The following is a 17967-nucleotide window of genomic DNA, read 5'->3' on the forward strand; positions in this document are numbered from 1 at the left end:
TGACTCTTATAATGTATTTGTAAAAAAATAATTTTATTTAAAATCAGCGTCAGTTACTCCTTCGTTAATTTTAATATCTTTTACTTCAAATTTCATATCCATAGGTCCCATTTTTTGACCAATTGTATAAGGAAATTTCATTCCATTTAATTCTTTGTAATTAGAAAAAACAGTAGGAATACTAACTTCTTTACCACCAGCTTTTACCGTTTTTACTTCTTTTAATTTTAAACCGCTTTTTACATCAAAAAATATTTCTTTGTCTTCATATTTAATAACATAAGCTTTCTTGTCGTTTAAAGGTTCTATTCTTAAAAGTGTTCCGTTTTTATAATCTAACTCTTCAGAAATAGCGTTTTTAGCTTTTGCCTTAGCAATTTCATCTGCAGTCATATCTTTCTTTCTTCCTTGTGCTTCTTGGTAACCTGTTTCTCCATCAAAAACCATTTTAGAAAAAACACGTCCCATACCAGACACAACTACAGAAGTTTTATTTGGAGCTGCTGCTTTTGTTACTAAAGTAATTTCCATTCCTTGTACTTTTGCAGTAGAGGTAATTACTAAAGATTTAACAGCCATTAATTTATCTTTACCTCCAATAGCGTTAATGTACTTGTCTACTACAGTACTAGCAGTAACTCCATTAGGAATTGGAATTGTCATTTCTGGCTTTTCAGTTTGGTTTCCGTTTTTGTCAAAATATTTAATAGGATAACCTGATTTTTCTAAATTTTCAATTACATCAATTCCTTTACCTGCAATTACTATTCTAGAATTATCTAAACTAAAATATTTAATAGCAGCTTTTTGAACATCATCTAAAGTAACAGCATTTATATTTTTTAAATAATCTTCGTAATAAGTTTTAGGTAATTTATTTTGAAGAATATTTAAAGCATAACCAGCAATTGTAGCAGGTTTTTCTACATTTCTAACAAAGCTACCAACATATTTTGCTTTTGCAATATCTAATTCTTTTTGAGTTGCTTTTTTAGAACGAATTTCTTTAATCTCTTTCATGAATTCTACTATAGTACTATCTGTAACAGCATTTCTAACAGATGCAGATGCTTTAAAACGAGAAGCATATCTACTTGCGTTTATTCCAGAATAAGCACCATAAGTATATGCTTTATCTTCACGTAGATTTTTATATAATCTACCTGTACCACCACCACCTAAAATTTGATTTGCTAATAAAACAGCATAATAATCAGCATCACTCATTTTTAAATTAACAGCATTTATAATTGATACTTCAGATTGAACAGCATTAGGCATATTTATAAAGTTAATTTCTGTAGCAGTAACATTTTTAACCTCTGGTAAAGCTGTAGTAGCCATAGTTCCTTTATCCCATTTTTTGAATAAAGTTTTAACTTGTTTTTTTACTTTTTTGTAATTAACATCACCCATAATAACTAAATAAGCATTATTAGGTTTAAACGCTTTTGCATATAAATCTTTAACATCTTGTAAGGTGATGTTTTTTAAAGATTCTTCTGTAGTAAATTCTCCATAAGGATGGTTTTTTCCGTAAGTTAATAGTCTATTAACTTTACCAGCTATTGCAGGTACACTATTTTCATTAGATTTTATAGCATCTAATGCTTGTTTCATTTGTTTGTCAAATTCATCTTGACTAAAAACAGGATTAAAAGCAGCATCTGCCATTAATTCTAATACTCTCGGAAAGTATTTAGATAAAGAACTTGCAAAAGCACTTTCTGAACCAAAAGAAATGTTTGCTCCTAAATAATCTACTTCAGAGTCAAATTTTTCTTTAGAAATTGTAGTAGAACCTGTACCTAACATTCCACCTACAAAACTTTCTACTCCTTTTTTGCTTCCTTTAGCCATAGGAGGATTGTCTATATCTAATGTTACAGAAACTCTTGGTAATTTATGGTTTTCTACAACTAAAACTTGCAAACCGTTTTTAAGTGTAAACTTTTTTGGTGTTCCTAAATTAATTTTAGGAGCAGGACCAGATACTGGCATTTTAGTTCTATCAACTTGAGCAGAAATACTTATTGATAGAAATAATAGTGTTAAAATTGAATATATCTTCGTTTTCATTATTCTTCTATTTATTTTATTATTTCTTTTTTGATGCAGGTAAGTAATCTAACACAACACGTCTGTTTTTAGCTAAATATTTTTTAGCAACTTCTCTAATTTCTTCTTTAGTAATAGAGTTAATAATTTCTAATTCTGTGTTAATTCTATTAGTATCACCAGCTAACATATAGTTTCTTGCTAATGAGTTAGCAATACCTGTAACATTAGAGTTAGATGCAACAAATTGGTTTTCGAATTTATTTCTTACTTTTTGTAAATCTTCATCAGAGATTAATTCTGTTTGAAGTTTTACAATTTCTTCATCCATTTCTTTAATTAAATCATCTAAAGGTGTTTTTCCTAAAGGCATTGCACCAATAATGTAAACGCTATAATCTTCTAATGGTCTAGCAAAAGAAAATGCTTGTAATGCCTTTTTCTTATCATCTACTAATTTTTTATATAGTCTAGAACTTTTACCATTACTTAAAACAGTAGAAATTACATCTAATACTTTAGCATCTCTTTCTCTCATAGAAGGAGTTTTGTATGCTAAACCTATTAAAGGTATTTGAATGTTAGAGTCATATTCAGTTACTCTTTTTTCTACAGTTCTTTCTGGCTCAGTAATTTTTATTCTATTTGGTTTTGTTCTTGCAGGTATAGAAGCAAAATAATCATTTATTAAAGATTTTGCATTTCCTTTTTCAAAATTACCAGCAACAACTAAAACAGCATTATTAGGCATGTACCATTTATTGTAAAACGCTTGAAACTCTTCTAATTTAGCAGCATCTAAATCTTTAATATAACCAATCATTGGTCTACCATACTTATGTTTTTCAAAAAGATGACTGTAAACATCTCCATAAATAACTTTTCCATAAGGAGCGTTATCCATACGTTGTCTTTTTTCTTCTTTAACAACTTCGTTTTGAGTGTCTACTGCTTTTTGATCAATAATTGGGTGTAATAATCTTTCAGATTCCATCCATAAAGCTAATTTTAACTCGTTAGAAGGAAACGTTTGATAGTAATATGTTCTATCCCAGTTTGTGTTAGCATTTCCTGCACCACCTCTTGCAGAAGTTATTTCATTCCATTTACTTCTCTCAATATTTTTTGTTCCAGTAAATAATAAGTGCTCATAAAAATGTGCCATACCAGTTTTACCATCTACTTCATCTTTAGCACCAACATGATACATTACTCCAACAGTAACTATTGGTGCAGAATCGTCTTGATGCAGAATAACGTGCATTCCATTGTTTAAATCATACTCTTCAAACTCAACTTTTTGTGCATTTAAAGAAAATGCTACTAAAAAAGCAGAAGTAAGAGATAAAATACTTTTCTTCATTTTGTTTTTTTTAATTAATAATTGACAGTTTGTTTGACGCAAGTAAATAAATTATGTTACACTTTTAACCAAACAATTTATGTTAGTATCAAAAATAGAAAAGATTTTATAGACTAAAATGTTAAATTCTTCTATTATTATCTTGATTTTGATAGAATTATTTACAAAAACAACATTGTTAGATTGTAAAAAAGGTGTATATTTGCACCCGCATTTTCGTTGAGTTAATGCAAAATAATAAGTATAAATACGCAAAACTAACAGTATGTACGCAATCGTAGAGATAGCAGGGCAGCAATTTAAAGTAGCGAAAGACCAAAAAGTATACGTTCACCGTTTACAAGGAGAAGAAGGATCAAAAGTAACTTTTGATAACGTTCTTTTACTAGATGACAGTGGAAATGTAACTATTGGCGCCCCAGCTATAGAAGGAGCTTCAGTAACGGCTCAAATTTTAAGTCACTTAAAAGGTGATAAAGTAATTGTTTTCAAAAAGAAAAGAAGAAAAGGTTACCAAAAGAAAAATGGACACAGACAGTATTTAAGCGAGATTCAAATTGAGTCTATTGCTGCTACTGGTGCTAAAAAATCAGCTAAAAAAGCTGCTCCTAAAAAGGAAGCTGCTCCAAAAGCTGAAGTAAATGAAGCTGCTACAACAGATTATAGTTCTATGACTGTTGCAGAATTAAAAGCTGCTGCTAAAGATGCAGGTATTAAAGGATACACATCTTTAAAGAAAGCAGAATTAATTGATGCTTTAACTAAATAAGAATTTCAATTTTAAAACCATAGTATCATGGCACATAAAAAAGGAGTAGGTAGTTCGAAGAATGGTAGAGAATCAGAATCGAAACGACTTGGAGTAAAAATATTTGGAGGACAAGCTGCAATTGCAGGGAACATTTTAGTTCGTCAAAGAGGAACAACTCACAATCCAGGAGAAAACGTTTACATGGGTAAAGATCATACTTTACATGCAAAGGTTGATGGTATTGTAGAATTCCGTAAGAAAAAAGATAATAGATCTTATGTATCTATTACACCATTTGAAGCTTAGAAATAAGTTTTAAAAGATTTAAAAACGCTTAAACAATTTATTGTTTAAGCGTTTTTCTTTTTTATTACAGTTTTTTTCTCTTAATTAGTTATACACAACTAACATTTTATGAAATTCTTATCTAATTTTTTTGCGCTCGTATTTTCTATTTCATTATTAGCACAAGCTACTTCAAAGAACACAAGTTATATTTATAAAACTGAAGAATTTATTTTGTTTAACAAAATGGATTCTGCTAGGTATTATCTTAAAAATATTAAAGATAGTTCTTATAAAGATGTTTTAACTAAACTCGTTAATAATGAAGAATTAACTTATTTAGAATATTATGAGTATACTTCTAAGATAGGAAATAGAAAATCTGTTAATTTTAATGAAGTTTCAGATTACATAGATCAATTTGTAAAAAAGCCAAAATCTTCAAAAAAAATAAATTTAAATTATTTTGAAATTAAATGGACGCAGGTTTTTAAACATACAGACAATGGTAATTTAGAGACTGCTTCTAAAATTCAAAAAGAATTAGAATCTTATTTAAATAGTTTTGATGCAACTAATGTTGATGTTATAAAAGCTAAAATAAAGTCTAAAACGCATCAAGCTGTAATGTATTTAATTCAAGAAGATGTAGAGAATGGTAAAAAATTATGTTTAAGTAATATAGCTAAGGCAAAAGAGTTAAAAGATAAAAAATTACAAATTACTTTTTTATACCATTTAACAGACTTTTTATTAATAGAAGGTAAGTTGCAAGAGTATATAGATGTTAGTGAAGAAAGTTTAAAATTAGAAGAAGAGTTAGATTTTAAATCTTCTTATTATCATGGTACAATAGAGCATTTAATAAATGCTTATGTTTATAAGAGAGGACATAATGAAAGGGTAATAAATTTAATTGATATACTTTATAATAATGATGTAAGAAGAATTTATACTTATTCTTTATATGCTCAACTAGTGTCAGAGTTAGATACTAATTCACTATTGTTAAAACAAATACTTAAAAAATTCGAAGTAAAAAATGTTCCAGATTTAATAAAGAAATTCGAAGTCTTAGGAAAAGATTTAAATTCAAACGATTTTTATCACATTGTAAATTCTGGTTCAAACGCTTTAGCAGCACATGGTTATGATGAATTAGCTTTAAATTATAAAGATAAAGCCATCATTATTACAAGAAAAGTGTATTCTCAAGATTTGTCTGAATCTTTAGCAAATTATAAAACAGAACAAGCAGTAAAAGAAAAAGAAAAAGAAGTAAAACATGCCCAAGAAAAAACTAAAATTTATAGCATTTTTACCATTCTTGCAGTTGTTTTATTATTTATTGCTTTATTAGTTCTTATAAAAATTAGAAAACAATCTAAAGAACTTTCAGAAAAAAACAAGTTTATAGAAGAAGCTTTAAAAGAAAAAGAATTACTTGTAAAAGAAGTACATCACAGAGTAAAAAATAATTTTCAAATAGTATCTAGTTTATTAGAATTACAAACCAAAGGAATTGAAGATGAAAAAGCTTTAGAATTAGCAAATGAAGGAAAGAATAGAGTAAAATCTATGGCCTTAATCCATCAAAAACTATATCAAAACGAAAGTGGATTAATAGATTTTGATGAATATATAAAACAACTTATTAAAGAATTATCTTCCTTGTATTCTTCTTATAAAAATGTAAATACTATTGTTACATCAAAAGATGTAATGTTTGATGTTGATACAGCAATTCCATTAGGCTTAATTATTAATGAAATTATAACAAATTCTTACAAATATGCTTTTCAAAAAAATGAAAATAATAATTTAAAAATCTCATTAAGTAAAGAAGCTAATGAAGATTATAAATTAATAATTGAAGATAATGGCCCTGGTTTATCCGATAATTTTGATGTAAAAAAAGCAAAAAGTTTAGGTTTACGTTTGGTAAATAGATTAGTTAAACAATTGCATGGAAATTTAATTCAGACCAATGTAAATGGGGCAAAATTTGAAATCAGTTTTAAAGATAGTAATGCAAGGCAACTTGTAAATTAGTTTTGTAACAGATTTTATTGCCTTCAGAACATTTTAATTAAGTTTTGCATCAAATACTTAAAGGAAGTTATATTTTAGTAAAAAAATCATTTCCCTATGAGTAAAGTAAAAATTTTGGTTGTTGAAGATGAGTTAATTATTGCAGATGATATTTGTGATACATTAAATGACTTAGGATATGAAACTCTTGAGCCAGCAATAAATTATACTGAAGCACTTATTAGAATTGAAGAAGAAAAACCAGATATTGCAATATTAGATATTCAATTATCAGGAAAAAAAACAGGAATTGATATTGCCAAAAAAATAAGAGAATCATATAATTTTCCTTTTATCTTTTTAACATCAAATGCAGACAAATTTACTTTAAATCAAGCAAAAGAGGTCATGCCACCAGCTTATTTGGTAAAACCTTTTTCTAAAGACGAGCTTTATACTTCTATAGAAATTGCCTTATTTAATTTTTCTAAAAAAGTAGGAGAAGTAGATGATAATAATCTAATTATTAAAGATTCTCTTTTTGTAAAAGAAAAAGGCTATTACACTAAAATAAATTTTGATGAAATTTTGTATTTAAAAAGTGCTCATGTTTATATAGAAATCATCTTAAAATCTCAAAAAAAGATGGTGATTAGAACGAGTTTAAATGACATTTTAGAAAAATTAAACGATAGTTTTGTTAGAATTCATAGAGGTTATATTATAAATACAAAGTATTTGTCTCAAATAACCCAATCTTCCGTAAAAATAAATAAAGAAGAAATTCCAATAGGGAAAAAGTACAAAGAAGATATCTTAAAAAGAGTAAACCTAATTTAACAAATTAGTACTTCTTTGATATTTAGAACAATATAAAGTTGTTTAGAACATTTTAAGCTCTTATAACAATAATTAAAAGTAAATTTGAATACGGTTTTAGAGATGGATAACATTTTTTTCGGGGGAATGGCAATGTTATCATCCAATTAAAATCGTAATATAAAATTTAAGCTACTCTTTTTGAGTAGCTTTTTTTATGGGCTTTATTTTTTGAAACTTACTTATTAGTATTTTGTACTTTTGCAGCTATGAAATTTCTATACGACCTTTTGGTCTTTATTGCATCTTTACTATTACCAATAATAGCAATATTTAATGCTAAAATTAAATTGTTTGTTAACGGAAGAAAAGAAACTTTCTCTAAAATTTCTAGTTTAAAAAATAAGAAAACTATTTGGTTTCATGTAGCTTCTTTAGGAGAGTTTGAACAAGCAAGACCAATTATTGAAGAAATTAAAAAGAATTATAAACAATATAAAATTCTAGTTACTTTTTTTTCGCCATCAGGGTATGAAGTTCGTAAAAATTATGATTTGGCAGATGTTGTTTGTTATTTGCCTTTAGATACTAAATCTAATGCTAAAAAGTTTATTGAAAATGTAAATCCCGAATTTGCAATTTTTATCAAATATGAATTCTGGCCAAATCTTTTAAACGAATTAAAAAGAAAAGAAATTCCTACTATTTTAGTTTCTGGAATTTTAAGAGAAAAACAATTGTTCTTTAAAAATTATGGTGGTTTTATGAAGAAATCTTTAGAAGCCTTTCATCATTTTTATGTACAAAATCAAGAATCTTCAGATTTGCTAAAATCTATCAATTTTAAAAACGTAACAGTTGCAGGAGATACACGTTTTGATAGAGTTTCTAAAATCTTAGAACAAGACAATACTTTAGAATTTATCAATCAATTTAAAGAAAATAAATATACAGTTGTTGCAGGTAGCACTTGGAGTGAAGACGAAAAGCTATTAGTAAACTATATTAATAATAATGCTTCAGATGATGAAAAATTTATCATTGCTCCTCATAATATTAAAGGTGATGCAATTTTAGAATTACAAAAATCAATCAATAAAAAAGTTATAAAATATACAGATGTCATTTCGAGCGCAGTCGAGAAATCTGTTAGATTAGAAGAATATCAAGTTTTTATAATTGATACCATTGGAATTCTAACAAAAATTTATGCAGCTGCAAATGTGGCTTATGTAGGAGGAGGTTTAAAAACAGGTTTACATAATATTTTAGAACCAGCAACATTCGGAATTCCTGTAGTGATTGGAAATAAATACGACAAATTTAAAGAAGCTGTAGATTTGGTTAAGATTGGTGGATGTATTTCTATAAAAAATCAAGAAGAATTTACACAAAACTTCATCATGTTAAAAGAAGATGAAAATTTTAGAAATCTAACAGGTGTTATTAATAAAAAATATATTGAAGACAATCTTGGAGCAACCAAACTAATTATGAACTACTTAAAAACAAAACTATAAAAATGGAATTTATAACTCAACCTTGGCCTTGGTTTGTTGGAGGTCCTTTAATTGCATTTGTACTCTTTTTAACTTTTTATTTTGGAAAAGCTTTTGGAGTTTCTAGAAGTTTAGAAACTTTTTGTACAATTGGAGGAGCAGGTAAATTAACTGATTACTTTAAAGTTGATTTAAAAGAAAGAAAATGGAGCTTGTTTTTTATAGCAGGAATTGTAATTGGAGGTTTCATTTCATCAGAATTTTTAATGTCATCTCAAGTAATAGACTTAAACCCAACAACAGTTAAAGAATTAACAGATTTAGGATTTGCTAATGCAGGTAAAACTTATTTGCCAGAAGAAATTTTTAGTTTACAAAACTTACTAACTGTAAAAGGATTTTTAATTTTAATAGGGGCAGGAATCTTAATTGGTTTTGGAACACGTTATGCAGGTGGTTGTACTTCTGGTCATGCAATAACGGGTTTAAGTAGTTTGCAATTGCCTTCTTTAGTTGCAACTATTGGTTTTTTTATAGGTGGTTTAGTAATGACTTGGTTTCTAATTCCTTTAATTTTTTAGACAATGAAAAACATCAAATTTTTAATTATCGGAGTTTTATTCGGAATTATTTTAAGCAAAACAGAAGTTGTTTCTTGGTATCGTATCTACGAAATGTTTAAGTTTCAATCTTTCCACATGTATGGTATTATTGGAAGTGCAGTTGTTATTGGTATTGTAATTATGCAACTTTTTAAAAAGGAAGTAATTAAAGATTATTTAGGGAATAAAATTATTGTAAAAGATAAAGAAAAAGGATTTGTTAAAACTCTTGTTGGTGGAACCATTTTTGGTTTAGGTTGGGCTTTATCTGGTGCTTGTCCAGGACCAATGTATGTATTAGCAGGTCAAGGAGCAATTGCAATTTTAGTGGTTCTTTTAGGAGCAGTAATTGGCGCTTTTATTTATGGATTGTTAAGTAAGAAGTTACCTAATTAATGGAACGTCATTGGAAAATATCTGACTTAGAATTTGAAGAGCAATTTACGCTAAATAAATTTCGTCCTTTGTGGTTTACACACGAAGCACATTTACGTTTGGCTTGGATTTATATAACAAAATATGGTAAACAAATTGCTTTTGAAAAATATAGCAAACAATTGCAAGATTTTGCCAATAAATACAATGCAGATGGTAAATACAATGCAACAGTAACTTTTGCATCCATTCAAATTATGGATAAATATATCCAAAATTCTGATGCCTACGATTTTCAAGATTTTATCAATGAATTCTCGCAATTAAAAAGTAATTTTAAGGCAATAATTTCAACACACTATTCTGGTGATGTTTTCGCTTCAAAAAAAGCAAAACAAAATATTTTACTACCAGATTTAATCCCTTTTAATGAGTAAGTTATTAGACAATTTTGGACGACAAATGGAATATGTACGATTAGCAGTTACTGATCGTTGTAATTTACGTTGCCAATATTGTATGCCTGCTCACGGAATTGATATTGTTCCAAGACAAGAGCTATTAACTTTTAAAGAAATGTATCGTTTAATTCGTGTGCTTACAGAATTGGGCGTTAATAAAGTGCGTTTAACAGGTGGAGAACCTTTTGTACGTAAAGATTTTGTTGGTTTTTTAGAAATGTTGTCTTACAACGATTTATTAGACGCTATTAATATTACTACAAATGGAGCCTTAATTTCTCATCATATAGATAAAATTGAAAAACTAGAAAAAGTTAAAAACATCAATTTAAGTATAGATAGTTTGCAAAGAGAAAAGTTTGCTAAAATTACAAGAAGAGATGTTTTTCCTGAAGTATATAAAACTTTTGAATTGCTAGAAAAGAGCAACTTAAATTTAAAACTAAATGTAGTTGTACAATCTGGTTTTAATACAGATGAAATTACAGATTTTGTAAGATTAACAAAAGATAAAAATGTTGCTGTTCGTTTTATTGAAGAAATGCCTTTTAACGGAAAAGGGCAAAGAGACATGAACGAAAATTGGACATTTAATAAAATTTTAAATGAGGTTAAGACAGAATTTTCTGTAGATGAAATTCAGTCAGAAAAATCATCAACTTCTAGAAATTTTAAAATAGATAATCACTTAGGAACTTTTGGGATTATACCAGCATTTACAAGAACAATTTGTAATGATTGTAATAGAATTAGAATTACAAGTACAGGTACTTTTAAAAATTGTTTGTTTGATGATGGCGTTTTTAATTTAAGAGATTTTATAAGAAAAGGAGCTTCTAATAATGATTTAAAAGAACTCTTTTTATCTTTAGTAAGAGAGAAACCAGAAAACGGTTTTATAGCAGAAGCAAACCGTAAAAAAGGAAATGTTTCTGAAAGTATGAGTACAATTGGTGGCTAGAAAAAAGTGTAATTGTGGAATTGTTTAACAGTTACAATAAAACGTTTTCAATTACACAATTTAACAAATAAACGATTACACAATCATTTATGATTTCAGTAAAAGAAGCAAAAAACATAATTTTAAATTCAACACAAGATTTTGGTGTTGAAGAAATTCCGTTTATAAACTCTGTTGGCAGAATTTTAAAAGAAGAAATTGTAGCAGACAGAGATTTTCCACCATTTAATAGAGTTTCTATGGATGGAATTGCTATTGATTTTAAGGAATTTAGTTCTAGACTGCGATCTAACAGACAATTAACTTTTAAAGTAGAAGGTATTCAAGCTGCAGGAAGTGAACAATTGTCATTGCAAAATTCTGAAAACTGTATTGAAGTAATGACAGGTGCAGTTTTACCAAATAATGCAGATACAGTAATTCGTTATGAAGATGTAACTATCAAAAACGGAATTGCAACAATCAATATAGATGCTATAAACGAGAAACAAAACGTTCACAATAAAGGAAAAGATGGTAAAGTTGGAGATGTTTTAATCTCAGAAAGCAAAATTATTTCTGCTGCAGAAATTGGTGTTTTAGCAACAGTTGGTAAATCAATAGTAAAAGTTGCAAAACAGCCCAAAGTAATGATAGTTTCTACTGGTGATGAATTGGTTGGTGTAGATGAAATTCCTTTAGAACATCAAATAAGAAGAAGTAATGTTTTTACATTGGTTTCGTTATTAGAAAGGTTACATATTTCTTCAGAAACTGCTCATATTACAGATGATAAACCTATTTTAAAAGAAAAAATAAAGGGTTTTTTAAAAGAGTATGATGTGTTACTTTTTAGTGGTGCAGTTAGTAAAGGTAAGTACGATTTTCTACCAGAAGTTTTTGATGAATTAGGAGTAGAAAAACTATTTCACAAAGTAGCTCAAAGACCAGGAAAACCATTTTTTTATGGTAAAACAGCCGATTGCAATATTTTCGGATTTCCTGGGAATCCAATTTCAACTTTTGTAAATTGTTTGGCGTATTTTTATCCTTGGTATTTTAAATCTGTAGGAGTAGAACCAAAAGAAGAAACTGCAATTTTAGGAGAAGATGTATCTTTTAAACCAAATTTAGAATACTTTTTACAAGTAAGATTAGAAAGTAAATTTGGACATTTAGTTGCTTTTCCAATTAAAGGAAATGGTTCTGGAGATTTAGCAAGTTTAGTAAAAACAGATGCTTTTATTCAGTTACCAAAAAAGGAAGAAATACTTTTTAAAAAAGGAGAGGTTTTTAATATAATTAGGTATAGATAATGAGTAAATTCAGTCATTTAAATTCAAAAGGAAATCCTAAAATGGTAAATGTTTCTGATAAGAAAATTACCAAAAGAACAGCTATTGCAAAAGCAACCATGTTTTTAGGAAAAGAAGTAATTGCTCATTTTACAAATGATGAGTTAACTACCAAAAAAGGACCCGTTTTTCAAACAGCAATAATTGCGGGAATTCAGGGGGTAAAAAAAACATCAGAATTAATACCTATGTGTCATCCATTATTAATAAATGGTGTAGATGTAGATATTGAAATTGTAGATTCTGAAAACATAGAAGTGCTTTGTAAAGTTACAATAACTGGTAAAACTGGTGTAGAAATGGAAGCCTTAACAGGTGCAAATATTGCATGTTTAACAATTTATGATATGTGTAAAAGTATCAGTCAAAAAATGATTATTAAGGAAGTAAAACTGTTAGAAAAAACAGGAGGAAAATCTGATATTAGAAACTAAATAGTTTTATTGTCATTTTGAGCGAAATGAAATGAAGTCGAAAAATCTCTTAATTGTTATGAGATTTCTCCATAAAGTCGAAATGACAAGAGATAATTATAGAATTTACGAAGAATGAAAAAGCATACCAAACATACCAATTTAGTAAGAAGAAATAACGATAATTTTGCTCCCAATGAAATTGCAATTCTAGGAACAAAATGTGGTGTTATTTCTGATTTAGTGCATCAAGTTTCAGAGAAATTATCAAATTATAAATTAGCTTATTTTGATGCTTCTCATGCAAAAGATGTTGCTCAAAACTCATTGTCTGAATATGTTTTTCATCATCAAGGGAATTTACAAATTACAACTTCTGGAAATATCAATAAGTTTCAACAAAGATTAGATTTTGCTCAGTTTGATTACGTTTTTATCAACGGGAATCATTATCAAGGAGCAAAACAAATTCTAATTTTAGATGAAGCAAAAGAAGCTTCTGTTTTAAAAAGATTAGAACAGTTAGATAGTATTCAGTTTGTTGTAAAATTGACTAAAAACACAGAGTATTTTTCGTTTTTAGAAGAAAAATATCCTCAAATAAAAAATATTACTTGTTATACAATTGATGAGGTTGATAAGATTGCAAATCACATTAATAATTTAATTCAAGAAAAAATTGCACCTGTAAAAGGTTTGGTTTTGGTTGGAGGTAAAAGTACAAGAATGGGTAAAGACAAATCTGAACTCAATTATTATGGAAAACCTCAAAAAGAAGCTGCAAAAGAATTACTAGAGAATAACAATTTGCAAACTTTTTATTCTGTTAGAGATTTCTCGAAGAAGTTTATCTTGAGCGAAGACGAAAGGCTCGAAATGACAAATAAAACGCAAGATGTCACCTTGAGCGCAGTCGAAAGGTCTCAAGAAATTCCTGATGTTTTTCTAAATTTAGGTCCTTTTGGAGGAATCTGTTCTGCATTTCAAAAAGACCCAAATGCAGCATGGTTTGTTTTGGCAACAGATGTACCTTTTGTAACAGATAAAATTATTCAATTAGTTTTAAAACACAGAAACCCAAGTAAAACTGCAACAGCAATAAAAGGGAAAAATAAAGATTTTCCAGAACCATTAATTACAATATACGAGCCAAAATCGTATCCAATTTTATTGCAATATTTAGCACAAGGTTATTCTTGTCCTCGTAAAATGTTAATCAATTCTGACGTAGAAATTGTAGAAATTGATGATGTTTTTATTAGAAATGTAAATACTCCAGAAGAATTTGAGACTGCTAAAACAGAGATAAATAAATTGTAAATTTAGAATCATATAAAATAGTATCATGAAAACTAAAACTTTATTTTTTATAACACTTTTTGGAATGCTTTTTGCAAGTTGTGAACCAGAACTTTCTACTAAAGATTACATGATAAATAGTTGGGAAACTACTTATTTAAAAATTGAAATGGAAACTGTAAATAATACAGATTCGTTAAATGTGGTTGAAGATAAATTTGACAATAACCCAGAATTAGTTGCGCAATCTAAATACAATAAAGATGGAACTTTTTCTGCCTGGTTTAAAAACAAACAAGGAAACCATGTTTCTAATTCTTCAGGAAAATGGAATGTGGTTGATGATTCTTTAACAGTTGAGTTTCATTATGGAGGTAGAGATATGAAAGTAAGTTATCATATAACTAAAACAGAAAATGGTTTTGTAGGGAAAAGTAAATATGATTGGGATAATGATGGAAAGTTTGATGACCTACTAACAATGAAAACTAAAATAATTAAAAACGAATAAATTTGTTTGGCTTAAAAAAGATTTCTTTAAGAATACGTATTTTTTTATCAATGATTTTATTGGTGTTATTAGCATCAGTATTAATATTGGTTGTAACCGTTTATCAATATGATGAGCAAACAAAAGATTATAATATTCAACGTTTTGAACGTAAAGAAGCAACCACAAAGCAAACCATAGAGTTAGAGTTAAAAAATAAAACTTCATATCCTGTAAATACAGAAAATTTAGCTAAAATTTTTAAAGAACGTATTTATGAAATATCATCAATTAATAAATTAAACATTTCTATTTTCGATTTAGAAGGAAAGTTGTTAAAATCTTCTATTGCAGCAGCTTTTGAAAAAGTAAATATAGAACCTGTTTCTGAAGCAATTTTAAAAGAATTAGCACAAAATTCGAATCATAAAATACTTAAATCTAGAGAAGAAAAAGGAATTGGCTACCAATCTTCATTTTCTTATATAAACGATTCTAAATTTAAAAGAATAGGAATTTTAGAATTACAATTTACACAAGATAACTCTGAAATAGAAAAAGAATTAAGAGAGTTTATTTCTAGGTTAGGTTTGGTGTATCTATTAATGTTTATCATAGCAATTGCTATAGCTTACTTCTTATCTAGTTATATTACAAGATCTATAAAAACCATTTCTGATAAAATGGAACAAACCCGTTTAAATAAAAGAAATGAAAAGATAATTTTAAATACTGCAAGTACAGAAATTGAAATTTTAGTAGATGCTTACAATAATATGATTGATGAATTGGGAGAAAGTGCTGCTAAATTAGCCAGAAGTGAGCGTGAACAAGCTTGGAGAGAAATGGCAAAACAAGTGGCTCATGAAATTAAAAATCCATTAACACCAATGAGATTAACGGTTCAAAGTTTTGAACGAAGATTTAATCCACAAGATGAAAAAGCAAAAGATAAATTAACAGAATTCAGTCAAACATTAATTCAGCAAATAGATGTAATGAGTTCTATTGCTTCTGCTTTTTCAGATTTTGCAAAAATGCCTACTCAGAAAAAAGAAAAAATTGAAACAATTAGTGTTGTAAAATTTGCCTTAGATATTTTTAATGAAAACTATATTAAATATCATCCACAAGAAAAAGAACTATATGCCAATTTAGATAAAACACAATTGATTAGAATTGTAACTAATTTGGTAAAAAACGCAATACAAGCAACAGATAAAGAAGAAAACCCTTTCATTGAAGTAAAAGTTTTAAGTGAAGAAAAAAATCTTAAAATTTCTGTATCAGATAATGGAAAAGGAATTGCAGATAATGTAAAAGATTTAATATTTGAACCAAAATTTACCACTAAAACTAGTGGAATGGGATTAGGCTTAGCTATGATTAAAAATATTATTGAAGCTTATGAAGGTTCTATTTCCTTTACTTCAGAAGAAGGCATAGGAACTGTGTTTACAGTAATTTTACCAAAAACATAAATTTATAAATTATGAATTTTAAAAATATTTTAATAAACCAAAGTGAAAATTTGGCTACAGTTATTATTAATAGACCAAAAAAGTTAAATGCTTTAAATAAAGATACTATTCAAGAACTTTTTGAAGCTTTTAAAGCATTAGAAGAAGATGAAACTGTAAGAGTAATTATTTTAACAGGAAGTGGAGAAAAAGCATTTGTAGCAGGTGCAGATATTTCTGAATTTGCAAATTTTTCTGTAGAAGAAGGAACTACTTTAGCAAAAAAAGGACAAGAAATCTTATTCGATTTTATTGAAAATTTATCTAAGCCTGTTATTGCTGCTGTAAATGGTTTTGCTTTAGGAGGTGGTTTAGAATTGGCAATGTCTTGTCATTTTAGAATTGCTTCTGACAATGCAAAAATGGGATTGCCAGAAGTTTCTTTAGGAGTTATTCCAGGTTATGGAGGTACACAACGTTTGCCACAATTAGTTGGTAAAGGAAAAGCAATGGAAATGATTATGACTGCTGGAATGATTTCTGCTGAAGATGCTTTAAATTTAGGTTTGGTAAATCATGTAACTTCTCAAGAAGAATTATTGCCCTTGGCTGATAAAATTGCTTTAAAAATTATGAGAAATTCATCTGTTGCTATTAGTGCAGCAATTAGAGCAATTAATGCTGGTTTTGAAGATGGAGTAAATGGTTTTGATATTGAAATAAACGAGTTTGGTGAGTGTTTTGGAACAGAAGATTTTAAAGAAGGTACTTCTGCTTTTTTAAATAAAAGAAAACCTAACTTTTAATAAATAAAAAAAGCGAGTCTATAATAAGACTCGCTTTTTACATCAAAATATGGCAGTAGTTTGATGTGGTTTAACTTAGTTTTTAGATATTAAAATTTTTAATGTAGGTTCTATTATCAGAATTAACAATAACTTTATAATCACCAGTTTTTATTTCTGATAACTTATAAATTCTTTTTAATAGATCATTTCCTTTAAGCGTTTCAGTAAGAATGTTTTCTCCTTTATAATAGATAGATACTTTCATTTCTTTTTTATTTAAAGCAAGTTTAGAAAGATATATAAAGTTGTCTTTTGTTCTTATTACAGGCTTAAAAAGTTTTTTATTACTGTTGTTTAAAAAAGTAACAAAACCATTTTTCACATAAAATTCTTTTATAATAATTTCAAAATCTTTGTTTAATTCTGCAGTGTAAACACCATTTTCTAATGCAGAAAAATCAAATATTTTTGAATAATTACCAGCAATTTGAATTTGATTACTATATACAGAAACTCCATTTTCGTTTTTGATAGTTAAAGTTTGTCCTTTTTTTACATTTTTAAATTCAACTTTAACGGTTCTTTTTGCTTTTAACTCTTTAGAGTTGTTAGCATCCTTAGCGTAACCAATTAATGTTCCAAACATTAATGCTACTAATAAAATTGTTTTCATTTTTGTTTTCATCTTCTTTTAATTTTTAGGATTAATAACACTGCAAAGATATAAGTGAGATTATGTATAGAAAACAATAGAATTGGTATATTTATATTCTAAATTAACTCTTAAACTTAATGTTAACTAAATGTAAAGTTAAAATAGTATATATTGTTAATAATATTACATATTTTAATATTATCAAAGAATAGATGAATTTGGGTGAATAAAAAAAGCGAGTCTTAAGAAAGACTCGCTTTTTTTTATATCAAACGTACCAATAGTTTGATGAAACAATTAACTAAATTTTTATATTGTAAAGT

The 17967-nt window shown here is 27.6% G+C and carries 18 protein-coding genes; 15 read left to right on the top strand and 3 right to left on the bottom strand.

What is annotated here, in order from left to right; translation table 11 throughout:
- Nucleotides 1–33: 33 nt before the first annotated feature.
- Together MPF13_RS03705 and MPF13_RS03710 are read right to left on the bottom strand one after the other, a co-directional pair.
- On the bottom strand, nucleotides 34–2079 hold the full coding sequence (locus MPF13_RS03705; RefSeq protein WP_249980970.1) for a M16 family metallopeptidase: 2046 nt from the start codon (nucleotides 2077–2079) through the stop codon (nucleotides 34–36).
- A gap of 19 nt (nucleotides 2080–2098) precedes the next feature.
- Nucleotides 2099–3421, bottom strand: a complete 1323-nt coding sequence (locus MPF13_RS03710) for a M16 family metallopeptidase (protein WP_249980971.1) — start codon at nucleotides 3419–3421, stop codon at nucleotides 2099–2101.
- 265 nt (nucleotides 3422–3686) lie between these two features.
- Here MPF13_RS03710 and rplU point away from each other — a divergent pair, with 265 nt between their 5' ends.
- The 15 genes from rplU (at nucleotide 3687) to MPF13_RS03785 (ending at nucleotide 17007) form a co-directional block, all read left to right on the top strand.
- The gene (rplU, locus tag MPF13_RS03715; protein ID WP_249980972.1) at nucleotides 3687–4190 is read left to right on the top strand and encodes a 50S ribosomal protein L21; all 504 of its coding nucleotides are present in this window, start codon (nucleotides 3687–3689) and stop codon (nucleotides 4188–4190) included.
- Nucleotides 4191–4217: 27 nt separating this feature from the next.
- Entirely contained in the window at nucleotides 4218–4478 is a 261-nt protein-coding gene (gene rpmA / locus MPF13_RS03720) for a 50S ribosomal protein L27 (protein WP_249980973.1), read from the top strand.
- Between the two features lie 108 nt (nucleotides 4479–4586).
- A complete protein-coding gene (locus MPF13_RS03725) occupies nucleotides 4587–6509 on the top strand; it encodes a sensor histidine kinase (protein ID WP_249980974.1) in 1923 nt (640 codons plus the stop codon).
- Nucleotides 6510–6605: 96 nt separating this feature from the next.
- Nucleotides 6606–7328, top strand: coding sequence for a LytR/AlgR family response regulator transcription factor (locus tag MPF13_RS03730; protein WP_249980975.1), 723 nt, complete (start codon nucleotides 6606–6608; stop codon nucleotides 7326–7328).
- A gap of 248 nt (nucleotides 7329–7576) precedes the next feature.
- Nucleotides 7577–8827 (top strand): 3-deoxy-D-manno-octulosonic acid transferase, encoded by a 1251-nt coding sequence (locus tag MPF13_RS03735; protein ID WP_249980976.1) that lies wholly within the window; start codon nucleotides 7577–7579, stop codon nucleotides 8825–8827.
- A 2-nt stretch (nucleotides 8828–8829) separates the two neighbouring features.
- Complete coding sequence (locus MPF13_RS03740; RefSeq protein ID WP_249980977.1) at nucleotides 8830–9387, top strand: YeeE/YedE family protein; 558 nt, start codon at nucleotides 8830–8832, stop codon at nucleotides 9385–9387.
- Nucleotides 9388–9390: 3 nt separating this feature from the next.
- Nucleotides 9391–9804 carry a DUF6691 family protein gene (locus MPF13_RS03745; protein WP_249980978.1) on the top strand — a complete coding sequence of 138 codons (414 nt, stop codon included), beginning with the start codon at nucleotides 9391–9393 and terminating at the stop codon, nucleotides 9802–9804.
- Nucleotides 9804–10220: a hypothetical protein gene (locus tag MPF13_RS03750; RefSeq protein ID WP_249980979.1), complete on the top strand. Its 417-nt coding sequence runs from the start codon at nucleotides 9804–9806 to the stop codon at nucleotides 10218–10220. Before MPF13_RS03745 ends, MPF13_RS03750 begins: the two co-directional genes overlap by 1 nt.
- A complete protein-coding gene (moaA, locus tag MPF13_RS03755; RefSeq protein WP_249980980.1) occupies nucleotides 10213–11205 on the top strand; it encodes a GTP 3',8-cyclase MoaA in 993 nt (330 codons plus the stop codon). The genes MPF13_RS03750 and moaA overlap by 8 nt, the downstream gene beginning before the upstream one ends.
- A gap of 89 nt (nucleotides 11206–11294) precedes the next feature.
- A complete protein-coding gene (locus tag MPF13_RS03760) occupies nucleotides 11295–12500 on the top strand; it encodes a molybdopterin molybdotransferase MoeA (protein WP_249980981.1) in 1206 nt (401 codons plus the stop codon).
- Nucleotides 12500–12973: a cyclic pyranopterin monophosphate synthase MoaC gene (gene moaC, locus MPF13_RS03765; protein WP_249980982.1), complete on the top strand. Its 474-nt coding sequence runs from the start codon at nucleotides 12500–12502 to the stop codon at nucleotides 12971–12973. The genes MPF13_RS03760 and moaC overlap by 1 nt, the downstream gene beginning before the upstream one ends.
- A 114-nt stretch (nucleotides 12974–13087) precedes the next feature.
- A complete protein-coding gene (locus MPF13_RS03770; protein ID WP_249980983.1) occupies nucleotides 13088–14272 on the top strand; it encodes an NTP transferase domain-containing protein in 1185 nt (394 codons plus the stop codon).
- A gap of 25 nt (nucleotides 14273–14297) precedes the next feature.
- Nucleotides 14298–14762, top strand: a complete 465-nt coding sequence (locus tag MPF13_RS03775; RefSeq protein ID WP_249980984.1) for a hypothetical protein — start codon at nucleotides 14298–14300, stop codon at nucleotides 14760–14762.
- A 50-nt stretch (nucleotides 14763–14812) separates the two neighbouring features.
- Entirely contained in the window at nucleotides 14813–16222 is a 1410-nt protein-coding gene (locus MPF13_RS03780; RefSeq protein WP_249981002.1) for a sensor histidine kinase, read from the top strand.
- Nucleotides 16223–16233: 11 nt separating this feature from the next.
- A complete protein-coding gene (locus MPF13_RS03785) occupies nucleotides 16234–17007 on the top strand; it encodes an enoyl-CoA hydratase/isomerase family protein (protein ID WP_249980985.1) in 774 nt (257 codons plus the stop codon).
- An 82-nt stretch (nucleotides 17008–17089) separates the two neighbouring features.
- Here MPF13_RS03785 and MPF13_RS03790 read toward each other — a convergent pair whose 3' ends face one another.
- Entirely contained in the window at nucleotides 17090–17662 is a 573-nt protein-coding gene (locus tag MPF13_RS03790) for a T9SS type A sorting domain-containing protein (RefSeq protein ID WP_249980986.1), read from the bottom strand.
- Nucleotides 17663–17967: the final 305 nt, after the last annotated feature.

It is taken from the genome of Polaribacter sp. Z022 (assembly GCF_023555495.1).
Taxonomy (GTDB): domain Bacteria; phylum Bacteroidota; class Bacteroidia; order Flavobacteriales; family Flavobacteriaceae; genus Polaribacter.

Coding starts and splice junctions, on each gene's coding strand:
- MPF13_RS03705 (WP_249980970.1), bottom strand. CDS start 2,079: ATGAAAACGAAGATATATTCAATTTTAACACTATTATTTCTATCAATA.
- MPF13_RS03710 (WP_249980971.1), bottom strand. CDS start 3,421: ATGAAGAAAAGTATTTTATCTCTTACTTCTGCTTTTTTAGTAGCATTT.
- rplU (WP_249980972.1), top strand. CDS start 3,687: ATGTACGCAATCGTAGAGATAGCAGGGCAGCAATTTAAAGTAGCGAAA.
- rpmA (WP_249980973.1), top strand. CDS start 4,218: ATGGCACATAAAAAAGGAGTAGGTAGTTCGAAGAATGGTAGAGAATCA.
- MPF13_RS03725 (WP_249980974.1), top strand. CDS start 4,587: ATGAAATTCTTATCTAATTTTTTTGCGCTCGTATTTTCTATTTCATTA.
- MPF13_RS03730 (WP_249980975.1), top strand. CDS start 6,606: ATGAGTAAAGTAAAAATTTTGGTTGTTGAAGATGAGTTAATTATTGCA.
- MPF13_RS03735 (WP_249980976.1), top strand. CDS start 7,577: ATGAAATTTCTATACGACCTTTTGGTCTTTATTGCATCTTTACTATTA.
- MPF13_RS03740 (WP_249980977.1), top strand. CDS start 8,830: ATGGAATTTATAACTCAACCTTGGCCTTGGTTTGTTGGAGGTCCTTTA.
- MPF13_RS03745 (WP_249980978.1), top strand. CDS start 9,391: ATGAAAAACATCAAATTTTTAATTATCGGAGTTTTATTCGGAATTATT.
- MPF13_RS03750 (WP_249980979.1), top strand. CDS start 9,804: ATGGAACGTCATTGGAAAATATCTGACTTAGAATTTGAAGAGCAATTT.
- moaA (WP_249980980.1), top strand. CDS start 10,213: ATGAGTAAGTTATTAGACAATTTTGGACGACAAATGGAATATGTACGA.
- MPF13_RS03760 (WP_249980981.1), top strand. CDS start 11,295: ATGATTTCAGTAAAAGAAGCAAAAAACATAATTTTAAATTCAACACAA.
- moaC (WP_249980982.1), top strand. CDS start 12,500: ATGAGTAAATTCAGTCATTTAAATTCAAAAGGAAATCCTAAAATGGTA.
- MPF13_RS03770 (WP_249980983.1), top strand. CDS start 13,088: ATGAAAAAGCATACCAAACATACCAATTTAGTAAGAAGAAATAACGAT.
- MPF13_RS03775 (WP_249980984.1), top strand. CDS start 14,298: ATGAAAACTAAAACTTTATTTTTTATAACACTTTTTGGAATGCTTTTT.
- MPF13_RS03780 (WP_249981002.1), top strand. CDS start 14,813: ATGATTTTATTGGTGTTATTAGCATCAGTATTAATATTGGTTGTAACC.
- MPF13_RS03785 (WP_249980985.1), top strand. CDS start 16,234: ATGAATTTTAAAAATATTTTAATAAACCAAAGTGAAAATTTGGCTACA.
- MPF13_RS03790 (WP_249980986.1), bottom strand. CDS start 17,662: ATGAAAACAATTTTATTAGTAGCATTAATGTTTGGAACATTAATTGGT.